11 protein-coding genes are annotated in these 13,979 nt (G+C 72.4%); 10 read left to right on the top strand and 1 reads right to left on the bottom strand.

The features are described from left to right. Window positions 1-153: 153 nt before the first annotated feature. The gene (locus tag ORI94_RS27580) at window positions 154-759 is read right to left on the bottom strand and encodes a proline-rich domain-containing protein (protein WP_266080503.1); all 606 of its coding nucleotides are present in this window, start codon (window positions 757-759) and stop codon (window positions 154-156) included. Between the two features lie 365 nt (window positions 760-1,124). On the opposite strand from ORI94_RS27580, the gene ORI94_RS27575 reads away from it, so the two are divergent. The 10 genes from ORI94_RS27575 to ORI94_RS27530 all read left to right on the top strand — a co-directional run bounded on the left by ORI94_RS27575 (window position 1,125) and on the right by ORI94_RS27530 (window position 13,959). Then, window positions 1,125-1,979: a bifunctional methylenetetrahydrofolate dehydrogenase/methenyltetrahydrofolate cyclohydrolase gene (locus ORI94_RS27575; RefSeq protein ID WP_266080501.1), complete on the top strand. Its 855-nt coding sequence runs from the start codon at window positions 1,125-1,127 to the stop codon at window positions 1,977-1,979. 247 nt (window positions 1,980-2,226) lie between these two features. Then, a complete protein-coding gene (locus ORI94_RS35385) occupies window positions 2,227-2,670 on the top strand; it encodes a DUF3017 domain-containing protein (protein ID WP_323056095.1) in 444 nt (147 codons plus the stop codon). Between the two features lie 508 nt (window positions 2,671-3,178). Then, on the top strand, window positions 3,179-4,324 hold the full coding sequence (locus ORI94_RS27565; RefSeq protein ID WP_266080497.1) for a helix-turn-helix domain-containing protein: 1,146 nt from the start codon (window positions 3,179-3,181) through the stop codon (window positions 4,322-4,324). 494 nt (window positions 4,325-4,818) lie between these two features. Beyond that, window positions 4,819-5,808, top strand: a complete 990-nt coding sequence (locus tag ORI94_RS27560; protein WP_266080496.1) for a malate dehydrogenase — start codon at window positions 4,819-4,821, stop codon at window positions 5,806-5,808. Between the two features lie 216 nt (window positions 5,809-6,024). Then, complete coding sequence (locus ORI94_RS27555; RefSeq protein ID WP_266080494.1) at window positions 6,025-7,776, top strand: hypothetical protein; 1,752 nt, start codon at window positions 6,025-6,027, stop codon at window positions 7,774-7,776. Further along, window positions 7,763-8,119 (top strand): hypothetical protein, encoded by a 357-nt coding sequence (locus ORI94_RS27550; protein ID WP_266080492.1) that lies wholly within the window; start codon window positions 7,763-7,765, stop codon window positions 8,117-8,119. Before ORI94_RS27555 ends, ORI94_RS27550 begins: the two co-directional genes overlap by 14 nt. 427 nt (window positions 8,120-8,546) lie before the next feature. After that, window positions 8,547-9,275: a hypothetical protein gene (locus ORI94_RS27545; protein WP_266080490.1), complete on the top strand. Its 729-nt coding sequence runs from the start codon at window positions 8,547-8,549 to the stop codon at window positions 9,273-9,275. Between the two features lie 211 nt (window positions 9,276-9,486). After that, window positions 9,487-11,007: an aldehyde dehydrogenase family protein gene (locus ORI94_RS27540; protein WP_266080488.1), complete on the top strand. Its 1,521-nt coding sequence runs from the start codon at window positions 9,487-9,489 to the stop codon at window positions 11,005-11,007. Between the two features lie 244 nt (window positions 11,008-11,251). Beyond that, window positions 11,252-12,850, top strand: a complete 1,599-nt coding sequence (locus ORI94_RS27535) for a GMC family oxidoreductase (protein WP_266080486.1) — start codon at window positions 11,252-11,254, stop codon at window positions 12,848-12,850. Next, window positions 12,850-13,959 carry a quaternary amine ABC transporter ATP-binding protein gene (locus ORI94_RS27530; protein ID WP_266080484.1) on the top strand — a complete coding sequence of 370 codons (1,110 nt, stop codon included), beginning with the start codon at window positions 12,850-12,852 and terminating at the stop codon, window positions 13,957-13,959. Before ORI94_RS27535 ends, ORI94_RS27530 begins: the two co-directional genes overlap by 1 nt. Window positions 13,960-13,979 lie beyond the last annotated feature (20 nt).

The following is a 13,979-nucleotide window of genomic DNA, read 5'->3' as shown; positions in this document are numbered from 1 at the left end:
CCCCCCCCCCCCCCCCCGGCCCCCCCCCCCCCCCCCCCCCCCCCCCCCCCCCCCCCCCGCCCCCCCCCCCCCCCCCCCCCCCCCCCCCCCGGCCCTGGTGCGTGATTGGCCGAAAGCAGTGCCGGGCGGATCCGGCACGGCGGGGGAACGGGTTCAGTACCGGGGCCGGTTGAACCAGTGGCTGCCGTTGCGGTTGGCGCAGAACACGATGATCAGGATGCCGAGGATCAGGCTGATCAGCGCGAAGACGTTGGCTGTGATCAGGCTGATCACACTGAACAGCGTGACCACCGAGGCGTAGACGATCGCGGAGACACGCACCCCGCCGCGACCCGTGGCCATTTTCACGGCGGTGAGGATCGCCCAGAACGCGAACCCCAGGACGATCACACCGAACACGATCATGATGCCCGCGCCGATGTCGCCGACCGTGTTCACGTCGTCCGACGAGAAGTTCGGGTCGGAGGAGAGCTCCTCCTGGAGGTAATCGGCGAACCAGGCGCTGGCCACCACCATCAGCACGCCGCCGAGGGCCTGGAGCCCGCCGAGCACGAACAGCATCACGCGCGCGGCCTTCACGCTGCCCGGCATCACCGCCACGGGGCCCGGCCCCGGCTGTCCGTAGGACTGCGGGAACTGCGGCGGCGAGGGGTAGCCGTAACCGGGCTGGCCGGGCTGCTGCTGGGGGTAGCCGTAGCCGGGCCCGCCGTGCTGCTGGGGCGGCTGCCCGTAGGGGTTGTTCGGGTCGCCGAAGCTCATGGCGGTTCTTCCTCCGTTGTCGCTTCAGGTGCGGGGACACGCGGGGCGCGGGTCGGAGGAAGGTCTACAGATGCGGTCCGTCCCCCCGGTACTGCCCGCGGCACTGTCCGTTCATCGTTCTCGACAGATCTGTCGATTGTCCAGCCGCAGGCAGATTGTGTTGTGCAAGTGCAACATTGCTGATCTTGGCCGGATACAGGTGGAACGCGACCGGTGCGGGGGCGGGCCGGAGCCGGTGTGTGGGATCGCGAACCCCGAGGCCGTCCGTGCGCGCCCGTCGCACGGCCCGGGTGCGGCCCCCGCACGGGGTGGCCGGAATGCGGGCGGATTGGAACCCGGGGCCGGTCATCCGCGAGGATGGGGCCATGACCGCCCAGATTCTCGATGGCAAGGCCACCGCAGCAGCGATCAAGTCCGATCTGACCGCCCGCGTGGCGGCGCTGAAGGAGAAGGGCGTCACGCCCGGCCTCGGCACGATCCTCGTCGGGAACGACCCCGGCAGCCAGAAGTACGTCGCAGGCAAGCACCGGGACTGCGCCCAGGTCGGTATCGCCTCCATCCAGCGGGAGTTGCCCGAAACGGCCACGCAGCAGGAGATCGAGGCAGTCGTCCGCGACCTGAACGAGGACCCGGCCTGCACCGGGTACATCGTCCAGCTGCCGCTGCCCAAGGGCATCGACGAGAACCGCATCCTCGAACTCATGGACCCGGACAAGGACGCCGACGGCCTCCACCCGATGAACCTCGGCCGGCTGGTCCTGAACGAGCCGGCTCCGCTGCCCTGCACCCCCAACGGCGTCCTCACCCTGCTGCGCCGCTACGGCGTGGAGATCAAGGGCGCCGAGGTCGTCGTCGTCGGCCGCGGTGTGACCATCGGCCGTCCGATGCCGCTGCTGCTGACCCGGCGCAGCGAGAACGCCACCGTGACCCAGTGCCACACCGGCACCCGTGACCTGTCGGCGCATCTCAAGCGCGCGGACATCATCGTCGCCGCCGCCGGCTCCGCCCATCTCGTCCGTCCCGAGGACGTCAAGCCCGGCGCGGCCGTCCTCGACGTCGGTGTCTCCCGCAGCGCCGAGGGCAAGATCGTGGGCGACGTGCACCCGGGTGTGGCCGAGGTGGCCGGCTGGATCTCCCCGAACCCCGGCGGTGTCGGCCCGATGACCCGGGCCCAGCTGCTGGTCAACGTGGTCGAGGCGGCGGAGCGCAGTGCCGGCTGACCGCAGCGCCCGAGAGGCGGAGGCCGGGGCCCGCGAGCCCGGGACGGACTTCGGCGAGACGCACGAGCCGGAGCCGGAGCCGGACCGGGGGCACGGGCAGAAGCAAGAACAGGGCCAAGGACAGAAGCAGGAACGGAAGCGGGAACAGGGGCAGGAGAAGAGGCAGGGGCAGGAGGGGGAGAAGGAACGGGAGCCGGCCGAGGGTGCCGCCGCCGAGGAGGCCTCCGGGGACGTCGCCGACGAGGAGATCACGGTCGTCGACCCCGTCAGCGCGCCCGACGCCTCGGGGCGGCCACGGCGCGCCACCCGTCGCTTCCCCCTCTTCACCAGGGACACCGCCCGCCCGGAGGGCGGCGGCCGGGCCGCACCCGGCGACGCTCCCGCGCCCGCCCGGCAGTGGCCGATCCTCGCCGTCCTGCTCGTGGCCGGGCTCGGCCTGCTGCTGACGGCGCTCGACCTGTTCCGGATCGGCACGCTGCTGATCGGCACGGCGCTGCTGGTCGGCGGGGCGCTGCGCTGGCTGCTGCCGGGCGTCGGCATGCTCGCCGTGCGCTCCCGCTTCACGGACATCGCCACGTACGGGGTGCTGGGTCTGTCGATCGCGCTGCTGGCGATGATGGCGCAGCCCGACCCCTGGCTGGAGATCCCGTTCCTGAAGGACACCCTGCACTTCACCGTCAGCAACAGCTGACGCGCCCGTTGCCCCGTCCCGCTGCCCCGTCCCGCTGTCCCGCTCATCCGGTGAACGGCGGCCCGTCCTCACCCCCGTGAAAGGACGGGCTGCCGCCGGGAGCAACCTTCCTGCACCGTGAACCGGCTGTTCAACGGCTGTCAGGGCGCTGTGGCACGGAAGTGACCGTTCCGGTACGTCCCCCGGATGGCCCGGACCGGCCCGGGAACTTCCGCGAAGCGCCTCTGGAACCCGGGCGGCGTGATAACCATGACGATCCGGGACGACCTGTGACGTCCCCCGCGTTGTGACGGTTCCGTTCGGTCGAAAGGGCTGCCGGTGGGAGACTGGGACACGAGCGAGTGAGCGTGCGACGGCGCATGCCCGCGGCCCTGACGCTCCCGTGCGCCCCACCCCGGGAACCGAGATCCTGACTGGCGGCATCCACGTGGGTAGCCGGAACGGGGACTCGGCAGAGGCACCACGCGCGAGGAAATACCAGCACGACCGGGGGGAAGGTGGGGAATCAATGCCTCGTTGGAAGGCCTTGCCGGATGAACTCGATCCGCAGATCAAGGAGTTCACGAGTCAGCTCAGGCGGGTGGTGGACCGCAGTGGCATGAGTGTCGCGTCGGTCTCGGACCGCACGGGCTACAGCAAGACGTCCTGGGAGCGTTATCTGAACGGCCGGCTGCTCGCGCCCAAGGGCGCGATCGTGGCACTGGCCGAGGTCACCGGAACCAATCCGGTGCACCTGACCACGATGTGGGAGCTGGCCGAGCGGGCCTGGAGCCGCTCGGAGATGCGTCACGACATGACGATGGAGGCGATCAGGATCTCGCAGGCGCGTTCCGCGCTGGGCGAGTTCGCCGGACCGTCGTCGGCCGGCGCGGGCGGCCGGGGGCGCAAGGGCGGCGGTGCCGCGGTCCGGCCGGGCGGCGCCGGACCGGCCGTGGGCTCCCCGCTGGTACCCCCGCAGCCCACCCCCTCGGACGTCCGTGACGCGTCGGGGTCGAACTCCTGGGGCATGGCCGGGTACGCCGGACCGTCCCCGTCGGGCCCCCGGAACGCCGCGGCGCACGCGGCCGCGCAGCCCGCGGGGGGCGACGGGCGTACGCCGGGCGCGCCGCCGCAGGGTGCGGCGGGCCGTGGCGGTTCCGGCGGCAAGCGGCGGGCGGGAACGTTCCTCGCGGGTGCCGTCTGCGTGCTGGTGGTGATCGCGGCCGCGTTCTACGTCACCGGGCTCGAGGGGGGCAAGGAGGCCGAGGCGGTGAAGTCGCCCTCGCCCACGGTCTCCGTCCCCGCGAACCTGCCCGCCGGGGTGGAGTGCAGCGGCGACAGCTGCCACGGCAAGGACGCGGAGAGCATGGGGTGCAGCGGTGACCTCGTGACCACGACGCGGACGGCGACCGTCGGCACCACGCTCGTCGAGGTCCGCTACAGCGAGGTCTGCGGTGCCGCGTGGGGCCGGATCACCCAGGCCACGCAGGGCGACACGGTCGAGATCACCGGCGGGAAGAGCAAGCAGAGCGACAGCATCACCGAAGCCGGCGACACGGTCACGTACACCCCGATGATGGCGGTCGGGGAGGCGGCGGACGCCAAGGCGTGCGTGCTGCTGGCCTCCGGCGAGCAGGGGTGCACGGAGGAGACGGCGGCGGGGACCGCGGAGTAGGTCTCCGAGGCGCGCCCGCGGCCCGCCGAGTACGGGCGCGGTGCGGCGGGCGCCGGCGGCGCGGGGCGGTGGCGGCCCTCCGGGGCCCGCCCGGGCCGGCACGCACCCGGTGAAGTTCGTGGCGCGGGACGGGCATGAGTCGGCGAATGCCGGGCATGAGCACGTCACCCCCACGGGAGTCCGGCAGGATCGGTCACCCGAACGGCGGCCGCCTCCGTCCCTCTTACGGGCGGGCGGCCGCCTTTCCCGTGAGTGCGCTCGCGTACCCCTCGGTCACTCTGTGGGACGGGCCACATGGAGCCCGGCCGTCCACGATCGTGGATGCGCGATAGCCTGGCCGCTGGATCTCTCTTGACGCCAAGAGACCGATCATCCAGCGGTGATCCCTCCGTACCGGTGATCGATCATCGTGGCGGGCACCGGTCACGAGCCGGACGGGATCCCGTACCCCGGGGCAGGGACGCCCCACCGCCAGCTGTCATACGGAGAACGCCATGACCCGCACTCCCGTGAACGTCACCGTCACCGGCGCGGCCGGCCAGATCGGTTACGCCCTGCTCTTCCGCATCGCCTCCGGCCAGCTGCTCGGCGCGGACGTGCCGGTCAAGCTGCGTCTGCTGGAGATCACCCCCGCGCTCAAGGCGGCCGAGGGCACGGCCATGGAGCTGGACGACTGCGCGTTCCCGCTGCTCCAGGGCATCGACATCTCGGACGACCCGAACGTGGCCTTCGACGGGGCCAACGTCGCCCTTCTCGTGGGTGCCCGTCCGCGCACCAAGGGCATGGAGCGCGGTGACCTCCTGGAGGCCAACGGCGGCATCTTCAAGCCGCAGGGCCAGGCCATCAACGGCCACGCCGCGGACGACATCCGGGTGCTCGTGGTCGGCAACCCGGCCAACACCAACGCGCTCATCGCCCAGGCCGCCGCGCCCGACGTACCGGCCGAGCGCTTCACCGCGATGACCCGCCTGGACCACAACCGCGCGCTGACCCAGCTGGCGAAGAAGACGGGTTCGACGGTCGCCGACATCAAGCGCCTGACCATCTGGGGCAACCACTCCGCCACGCAGTACCCGGACATCTTCCACGCCACCGTCGCCGGCAAGAACGCCGCCGAGGTCGTGAACGACGAGAAGTGGCTGGCCGAGGACTTCATCCCGACCGTCGCCAAGCGCGGCGCCGCGATCATCGAGGCCCGTGGCGCCTCGTCGGCCGCCTCCGCCGCCAACGCGGCCGTCGACCACGTCCACACCTGGGTCAACGGCACCGCGGACGGCGACTGGGTCTCCATGGGCATCCCGTCGGACGGCTCCTACGGCGTCCCGGAGGGCCTGATCTCCTCCTTCCCGGTCACTGTGAAGGACGGGAAGTACGAGATCGTCCAGGGCCTGGAGATCAACGACTTCTCCCGTGCCCGCATCGACGCCTCCGTCAAGGAGCTCGAGGAGGAGCGCGAGGCGGTCCGCGGCCTCGGCCTCATCTGATCACCCGGTCCGACCGCGGACCACGGACCCCGCACCGGTACTGACCGGTGCGGGGTCCGTCCCGTGCCCGGGGCACAAGCTCTACCCAAAGCTTGACGCATGTCACATGATCGCACTCTTGACAATCCGGTTCCCTCCGGCCTGGCGCCTCCCATATGCTGATGGCTCGTCAACTCTTCCGTCACCGAAGACGTACGCAGCATCGGGGGGACCGGCATGAGCACTGTCCACGTGCCGCAGCAACCGCATCACCCGGAGGGCCCGGCCCCGCCGGAGTGTCCGGCCGTCGCACCGCACGCCAGTGAGGCGACCCGGCTGCTGTGCGGGGGCGTCTACGTGGACCCCGACTATCGCGACCGCGTCATCGAGGAGCTGTATCTCCACGAGCAGCGGATCGTGGCCCCCTCCCTGGGCTTCGACGCGGCGCGGGTCCTCGCGCACGCGCTGCGGGCCCGCCGGCAGGAACTGCTCTGGTCCGCCGCCGTCGTCGGGCTCTGGGTGGTGGGCGTCGCGGTGACCGGCGGGCTGCTGGCCGGCCTGCTGCTGCCCAGTCTGCTGCTCGGCCTCGCGGCCCGGGTCAGGGGCGGCGCCCAGGAGCCGCCCTTCCACCGGCAGTTCCCCGCCCTCGTGCTGCGCTGGGCGGGCCGCATCCTCTTCACGACGCAGGTGTTCCTCGTCGTCGCCATGGCCTTCGGCGCCGATCCGGGCGGCTCCGGTTCCTCGTCCGGCTCGTACGGCTCCAGCAGTTCCTACGCCTCGGGTGGTTCCAGCGGCCTCGGCGACCTGGGCCTGCCCTTCGCCGTCGTGGTCGAACCCTGGCGGGCCTGGCTGGGCATCGGGGTCCTCGCGCTGATCGCGTGGTGCGCGGCGGCCCAGCGGGACGGGTTCGCCCGCGCGTTCGCCGCGGAGCTGTCCCCGCTGCGCTTCCCGGACGCGGCGAACGACCCCGCGGAACAGGCCGAGGGGGAGAAGTTCACCCGGCTGACGGGACGCATCCGGCGGGAGCAGCACGCGCCGCTGATCATGTACGACGAGGAGCGTCCCTTCTGCGGAGCGGGAGCCGCGCACGACACCTGGGTGCTCGCCGTGGAACTCCGGCCGGACGAGGAGCAGAAGCAGCGGCAGCCGCTCGGCAACCGTGTGATCCTCGACCGGATCCGGCCGCTGATCGAGCAGTTGCGTGAACCCGCCGAGCACGCGGGCACCCCCGTGCGCGACCGACTGCGCGGGCTGGAGGTCGACGAGTGCGTGTTCCTCCCCGTCGAAGGGCTGACCGACCGCGACCAGGCCCCCTGCACGCCGGAGGCGTTCGAGCAGCATTGGCTGCGGGCGGTCGAGGAGGGCGGCGAGAAGCGGCGGCACTTCCTGCGGATCCGGGTCGGCGGCTGGGGGGAGGAGCTGGGCGTCACCGTGTACGTACGGGTCCACACCCAGGGGCACATGCTCATGCTGGAGATCGCACCGCACGTCATGACCCCGGTGCGCCAGGAGTTCAAGCGTGCCGACCATCTCGCGCACCGGGTCCGCACCAGCCCGGCGCCGGCAAGGATCGCCTCGACGGCGGCCCTGGTGCCCGGTTCCGCGGGCCGCGCCCTGGTCTCCTTGTTCCGCGGCGCGCTCTTCGCCTGGCGGCTGCTCACCGGTGGACACCGGAGCGCGCTGCCCGAGGGCCCGGCCCTCTCGGTGCGCGAACTGGCCGCGATCGACACCGGATCCACGTTCCAGGAGATGGACGTGGCCCGTTACCTCCGCAGCATCCAGGACCGTGTCGGACGCGGGGTGCGGCTCGCGCTCGCCGAAGCCGGTTACGAGACCGGCGAGTTCGTCCAGAAGATCGTGAACATCAGTAACGGCGCCGTCAGCATCAACCGGGTCGAGGGCTCCACCTTCGCCATCGGTGAGAAGGCCAGTGCCGCCACCGGCGGCCCCGGGCCGCAGAAAGGAGCCCCCGGCCATGGCGGCACGTGAGGAGCAGCCGGGCGTCAGCCTCGGGAACGTGCACGGCAGTACCTTCGCCATCGGCAGCAACGCGCACGCGGAGAGCCATCACGGCGTCCCGGCGCCGCGAGCCGCCGACGAGGAACTGCTCACCGCGGTACGGGAACTGCGGGCCGATCTGTCCCGGCTGCGGCAGAGTGAGCAGACCGCACGGCTGGACGAGGCCCTCGCGGAGACCGAGGACGAGATCGACCGGACCGGCGCGGCCGGGGAGGGCCGCCGTCGACGGCTGCGCGACCTGCTCGCCGACGCCGAGACCGTCACGGCGCTGCTGGCCTCGGCCGGGACGGTGGCGGGTCTGCTCGGGATGTGACGCCGGCGGGCGGCACGACGAGGGGACGAGAAGGGCGACGAGGGGGACGAGGGGGGGGGAAGCGGTGAGCGGAGGACAGGGACCGCGGTACTGGAACGAGGAGACCCAGCGCTGGGAGGAAGGGAGCCCCGGAACACAGGGGAACCCGGGGAGCTCGGGGAACCCGGGGGAGCAGGGGGAACCGAGCGGCGCGGGCGCGGTGACGCGCGCCCCGGAGGTCCCGCCGCGCCCGGATGTCTCGCCCTCCGCCCCCACCCTCACGGGCATCCGGTGGCCGGGTGGTGGTACCCCGCCGGTGCCCTCCGGGCAGCCCGCGCCGGCCCTCTGGTCGTCTCCCGAGCTGCCCCACGGCCCCGCCGGGCCACCCGTCCCGCCCGTGCCTCCGCCCCCGGCGCGGCGCGGGCTCGACCAAAGGCGGGTGTGGGCCGTGGCGGGCGGGGCCGCCGTGGTCGGGGTGGTCGTGGGACTGGTGCTGACCCGGCCCCTGGGAGGCGGCGAGGGGGCGGACGGCCAGGAGGACGACAAGGCCGCCTCGGCGAGCGTGTCGCAGCCCGCCGGTTCCCGAACCCCCGGGCCGCAGGAGCCCTCCGCCCCGCGGGAGCCGTCCTCTTCCGCCGAGCAGACCGCGCCGGTCACCCCGGACCCGGACCCGGACAGCACCGTCCCCGCCGGTTACGACCGGTACACCGACTCCGAGGGCTTCACCCTCGCCCGCCCCGAGGGGTGGACCCGCACCAGTGTGTCCTCCCAGTACGGCATGGACGTGGTCAGCTACCGCAGTCCCGGCAGCGGCAGGCGGCTCCAGGTGTTCGAGGTGGCGGAGCCCTCGCCCGACGCGTCGTACGAACTCTTCCTCTCCGACGCCACCCCGAAGGCCCCGGGATTCGAGCAGCTCTCCCTGGAGACACTGGACGACGGCGACTTCACCGGCTCCCGGCTGGAGTACCTCGCGGACTCCTTCGGGGGAGAGCCCGACATCGGGACCTGGCACGTGGTCGACCTGCGCTTCCAGGCCGCCGACGGCAAGCTGTACGCGCTCGCCGCCTACGGGGCCGACTCCGACGGCCACGAGGACGAACGCGAGCTGATCCGGACCGCCCTCGCACACTTCTGCCCGCCGGACACCACCTGCGGGACGGCCGTGGACCTCGGCTGAACCGATCGCGGCCGGTGGTACGGGGGTATTTGCCCGTTCTTGTTCGCGCGGTTCGTGACGCTGCACACTTTCCGCCGTGAATCGCGCATGCATGCGAAGCCCGCGGGCAGAAGCCCTCCCGCTCTGTGGGTGACGCCTGTGTGGCTCGATCTGGTCACTCGACCTGTGTCACTCGCGGGCGCGGAACAGGAACGGAAGGCAGTAGGCGATCATGGCGGACACTACAGAGCATCAGGTGCGCACCTCCATCCACGCGGGAGGCGAGTGGCGGGCGGCCGTCTCGGGGGCCACGCGCGAGATCTTCGACCCCGCGGACGCCCTGCCGTTCGCCGTCGTCGCGGAGGGCGACGAGAAGGACGCCGACCTCGCGGTGGCCGCCGCCCGGCGCGCGTTCGACGAGGGCCCGTGGCCGCACACCCCGGTCACCGAGCGGGCCGCGCTGCTGCGCCGCGTCGCCGGTCTCCTCGTCCGGGACCGGGAGGAGCTCGGCCTGCTGGAGAGCCGGGACGCGGGCAAGACCGTCGAGGAGGGGCGTGTCGACATCGACTGCGTCGCCGACGCCTTCCGCTACTTCGCCGACCTGGTCGCCGGGGAGGCCCCCGGCCGGGTCGTCGACGCGGGTTCCACCGACGTCCACAGCGTCGTCGTGCACGAGCCCGTCGGCGTCTGCGCCATGATCACGCCCTGGAACTACCCTCTGCTCCAGGCCAGTTGGAAGATCGCCCCGGCGCTGGCGGCCGGCAACACCTTCGTCGTCAAGCCCAGCGAGATCACCCCGCTGACCACGGCCGCCCTCATCGGCCTGCTGACCGAGGCGGGCCTGCCCGCCGGTGTCGCCAACATCGTCACCGGCCCCGGCCACACCGTCGGCGCCCGGCTCGCCGAGCACCCCGACGTCGACCTGGTCTCCTTCACCGGCGGACTGGTCAGCGGCACCAAGGTCGCCGAGGCCGCCGCGCCGACCGTGAAGAAGGTCGCCCTCGAACTCGGTGGCAAGAACCCCAACGTGGTCTTCGCCGACTCCTGCGCCACCGAGGAGGGCTTCGACACCGCCGTCGACCAGGCACTCAACGCGGCCTTCATCCACAGCGGCCAGGTCTGCTCGGCGGGCGCGCGGCTCATCGTCGAGGAGTCGGTCCGCGACCGCTTCGTCACCGAACTCGCCCGCCGCGCCGAGCGGATCAGGCTCGGCCGGGGCACCGCGGACGGCGTCGAGTGCGGCCCGCTGGTCTCCGAGCAGCAGCGCGACAAGATCGAGGCGTATGTCGCCTCCGCGCTGAAGGAGGGCGCGGTGCTGCGCTCCGGCGGCAAGCGTCCCGAACCGTCCGCGGAGCGGCCCGAGGCCGGCTACTTCTACGAGCCGACCGTCCTCGACCACTGCCACCGCGAGATGCGGGTGGTGCGCGAGGAGGTGTTCGGGCCGGTCCTCACCGTCGAGACCTTCCGCACCGAGGACGAGGCCGTCGCCCTGGCCAACGACACCGAGTACGGGCTGGCCGGCGCCGTCTGGACCGCCGACGCGGGCCGCGCCCGGCGGGTGGCCGGACGGCTGCGCCACGGCACCGTGTGGATCAACGACTTCCACCCCTACCTCCCGCAGGCGGAGTGGGGCGGATTCGGCAAGAGCGGAGTGGGCCGTGAACTCGGCCCGGCGGGTCTCGCCGAGTACCGCGAGACCAAGCACATCTACCAGAACCTCGCGCCGAAGCCGGTGCGCTGGTTCGCCGGCTGAGCCCGCCACCACCGAGCGGCCCCCACGGCGAACGCGGCGAACGCGCGGCACCGCGGGGAGAGGCGGCCCCGCGACTCTCCCCGGCATCCGCGGCACCCACGGCCCTCGGGGCGCGCGGCACCCCGGCGTGTCCGGCGCACCAAGGACAGCGGAAACACCCGCCCCGCCCCACCCCACCGTTTCGAACAGCACACCGCACAACTCCCTGCCCACCCGCCCCGAGCCCCCGGAGGAGCGACAGCCCATGCCAGAGCGCGCCCACGAACACCGCCACGAACCCGACCGGGAGCACGGCCCGGACGCCACCCGCGACCACACGTACGACTACGTCGTCATCGGCGGTGGCACCGCGGGGTCCGTCATCGCCTCCCGGCTGACGGAGAACCCGGACGTCACCGTCGCGGTCATCGAGGGCGGTCCCAGCGACGTGGGCCGCGACGACGTGCTGACCCTGCGCCGCTGGATGGGCCTGCTCGGCGGCGAGCTGGACTACGACTACCCCACCACCGAGCAGCCACGCGGCAACTCGCACATCCGGCACAGCCGGGCCCGCGTCCTCGGCGGATGCTCCTCGCACAACACCCTCATCGCGTTCAAGCCGCTCCCGTCCGACTGGGACGAGTGGGAGCAGGCCGGTGCCCAGGGGTGGGGCCCGGTGCAGATGGAGGCGTATTACGCCCGGCTCAAGAACAACATCGTCCCGGTCGACGAGAAGGACCGGAACGCCATCGCCCGTGACTTCGTCGACGCCGCCCAAAACACGCTCGGCGTGCCGCGCGTCGAGGGCTTCAACAAGAAGCCGTTCAACGACGGCGTCGGCTTCTTCGACCTCGCCTACCACCCGGAGAACAACCAGCGCTCCTCGGCGTCGGTCGCCTATCTGCACCCGGTGATGGACGAGCGCCCCAACCTGACGCTCCTGCTGGAGACCTGGGCGTACCGGCTGGAGCTGAACGGCACCCGCGCCGAAGGCGTCCACGTCCGCACCAAGGACGGCGAGGAGCTCCTCGTCCGGGCCCGCAGCGAGGTCCTGCTGTGCGCCGGAGCCGTCGACTCCCCCCGGCTGCTGCTGCACTCCGGCATCGGTCCGAAGGCCGACCTGGAGGCGCTCGGCATACCCGTGGCGCACGACCTCCCCGGTGTCGGCGAGAACCTGCTCGACCACCCCGAGTCGGTGATCGTCTGGGAGACGGACGGGCCCATCCCGGACAACTCCGCGATGGACTCCGACGCCGGCCTGTTCGTGCGCCGCGACCCCGGACACGCGGGCCCCGACCTGATGTTCCACTTCTACCAGATCCCGTTCACGGACAATCCGGAGCGCCTCGGCTACCGGCGGCCGGAGTTCGGCGTCTCGATGACCCCGAACATCCCCAAGCCGAAGAGCCGCGGCCGGCTCTACCTGACCAGCGCCGACCCGGAGGTCAAGCCCGCGCTGGACTTCCGCTACTTCACCGACGCGGACGACTACGACGCCCGCACCCTCGTCGACGGCATCCGCATCGCCCGCGAGATCGCGCAGAGCGAACCGCTGGCCCACTGGCTCAAGCGCGAGGTGGCCCCCGGCCCCGACGTCACCGGTGACGAGGAGCTGAGCGAGTACGCCCGTAAGGTCGCGCACACCGTCTACCACCCGGCGGGCACCTGCCGGATGGGCGCGGCCACCGACCGGTGGGCCGTCGTCGACCCCGAACTGCGGGTCCGCGGCCTGGAGGGCATCCGCATCGCCGACGCCTCCGTCTTCCCGACGATGACCGCCGTGAACCCCATGATCGGGGTGCTGATGGTGGGCGAGAAGGCGGCCGAACTGCTGGCCGAGACCAGCGAAGGGAACCACGCCTGATGAGCAGCACCGTCACCCCCGGGAAGTCCCGGCCCGGTACGCAGACCCCGTCCGCGGACCCGTCCGGGCAGCCGCCCGTCTTCGGCGTGCGCAACCTGTGGAAGGTCTTCGGCCCGAAGGCCGAACGCATCCCCGCCGATCCGGAGACCGCGGGCCTCACCCAGTCCGAACTGCGCACCCGCACCGGCTGCACCGCGGCCGTCCGGGACGTCTCCTTCGACGTGCGCAAGGGCGAGGTCTTCGTCGTCATGGGCCTGTCCGGCTCCGGCAAGTCCACCCTCGTACGCTGCCTGACCCGGCTCATCGAGCCGACCTCGGGCTCCCTGGAGATCGACGGCGAGGACGTCCTCGCCATGGACCGCAACCGGCTGCGCGAGCTGCGCAGGCACCGCGCGGCCATGGTGTTCCAGCACTTCGGCCTGTTGCCGCACCGCTCCGTCCTGGACAACATCGCCTACGGTCTGGAGATCCAGGGCATGTCCAAGGCAGAACGGCGGGCCCGGGCCGAGGAGATGGTCCACAAGGTCGGCCTCGACGGGCTGGAACTGCGCCGCCCCGGCCAGCTCTCCGGCGGTCAGCAGCAGCGCGTGGGCCTGGCACGGGCGCTCGCCTCCGACCCCGAGGTGCTGCTCTTCGACGAGCCGTTCAGCGCCCTCGACCCGCTGATCCGGCGGGACATGCAGGAGGAGGTCATCCGGCTGCACCACGAGGAGGGCCGCACCATGGTCTTCATCACCCACGACCTCAGTGAGGCGCTCCGGGTCGGCGACCGCATCGCACTGATGCGGGACGGCGAGATCGTGCAGCTCGGCACCCCCGAGCAGATCGTCGGCTCGCCCGCCGACGACTACGTCCGCGACTTCGTCCGCGACGTGCCGCGCGAGCAGGTCATGACCGTGCGCACCGCGATGCGGCCGGGGGGCTGCGGCGGCTCCGAGCACCCCGGCTCCCTCACCCCCGACACGATCGTCGTCGAGGCCGTCGAGACCGTCGCCCGCAGCGGCCGGGCCGCGTGCGTGGTGCAGGACGGCGCGTGCCTGGGGCAGGTCGACCAGGTGGACCTGCTGCGGGTCGTCGCCGGACTGGACCGCGAGGAGGCGGCCGCATGACCTCCCGTCCCCGTACGAGC

Source organism: Streptomyces sp. NEAU-W12 (genome assembly GCF_026242095.1).
Lineage (GTDB): Bacteria > Actinomycetota > Actinomycetes > Streptomycetales > Streptomycetaceae > Streptomyces.
The sequence above is the reverse complement of the archived record's forward strand: the minus strand, read 5'-3'. Positions and strand labels throughout refer to the sequence as shown.

Coding starts and splice junctions, on each gene's coding strand:
- ORI94_RS27580 (WP_266080503.1), bottom strand. CDS start 759: ATGAGCTTCGGCGACCCGAACAACCCCTACGGGCAGCCGCCCCAGCAG.
- ORI94_RS27575 (WP_266080501.1), top strand. CDS start 1,125: ATGACCGCCCAGATTCTCGATGGCAAGGCCACCGCAGCAGCGATCAAG.
- ORI94_RS27565 (WP_266080497.1), top strand. CDS start 3,179: ATGCCTCGTTGGAAGGCCTTGCCGGATGAACTCGATCCGCAGATCAAG.
- ORI94_RS27560 (WP_266080496.1), top strand. CDS start 4,819: ATGACCCGCACTCCCGTGAACGTCACCGTCACCGGCGCGGCCGGCCAG.
- ORI94_RS27555 (WP_266080494.1), top strand. CDS start 6,025: ATGAGCACTGTCCACGTGCCGCAGCAACCGCATCACCCGGAGGGCCCG.
- ORI94_RS27550 (WP_266080492.1), top strand. CDS start 7,763: ATGGCGGCACGTGAGGAGCAGCCGGGCGTCAGCCTCGGGAACGTGCAC.
- ORI94_RS27540 (WP_266080488.1), top strand. CDS start 9,487: ATGGCGGACACTACAGAGCATCAGGTGCGCACCTCCATCCACGCGGGA.
- ORI94_RS27535 (WP_266080486.1), top strand. CDS start 11,252: ATGCCAGAGCGCGCCCACGAACACCGCCACGAACCCGACCGGGAGCAC.
- ORI94_RS27530 (WP_266080484.1), top strand. CDS start 12,850: ATGAGCAGCACCGTCACCCCCGGGAAGTCCCGGCCCGGTACGCAGACC.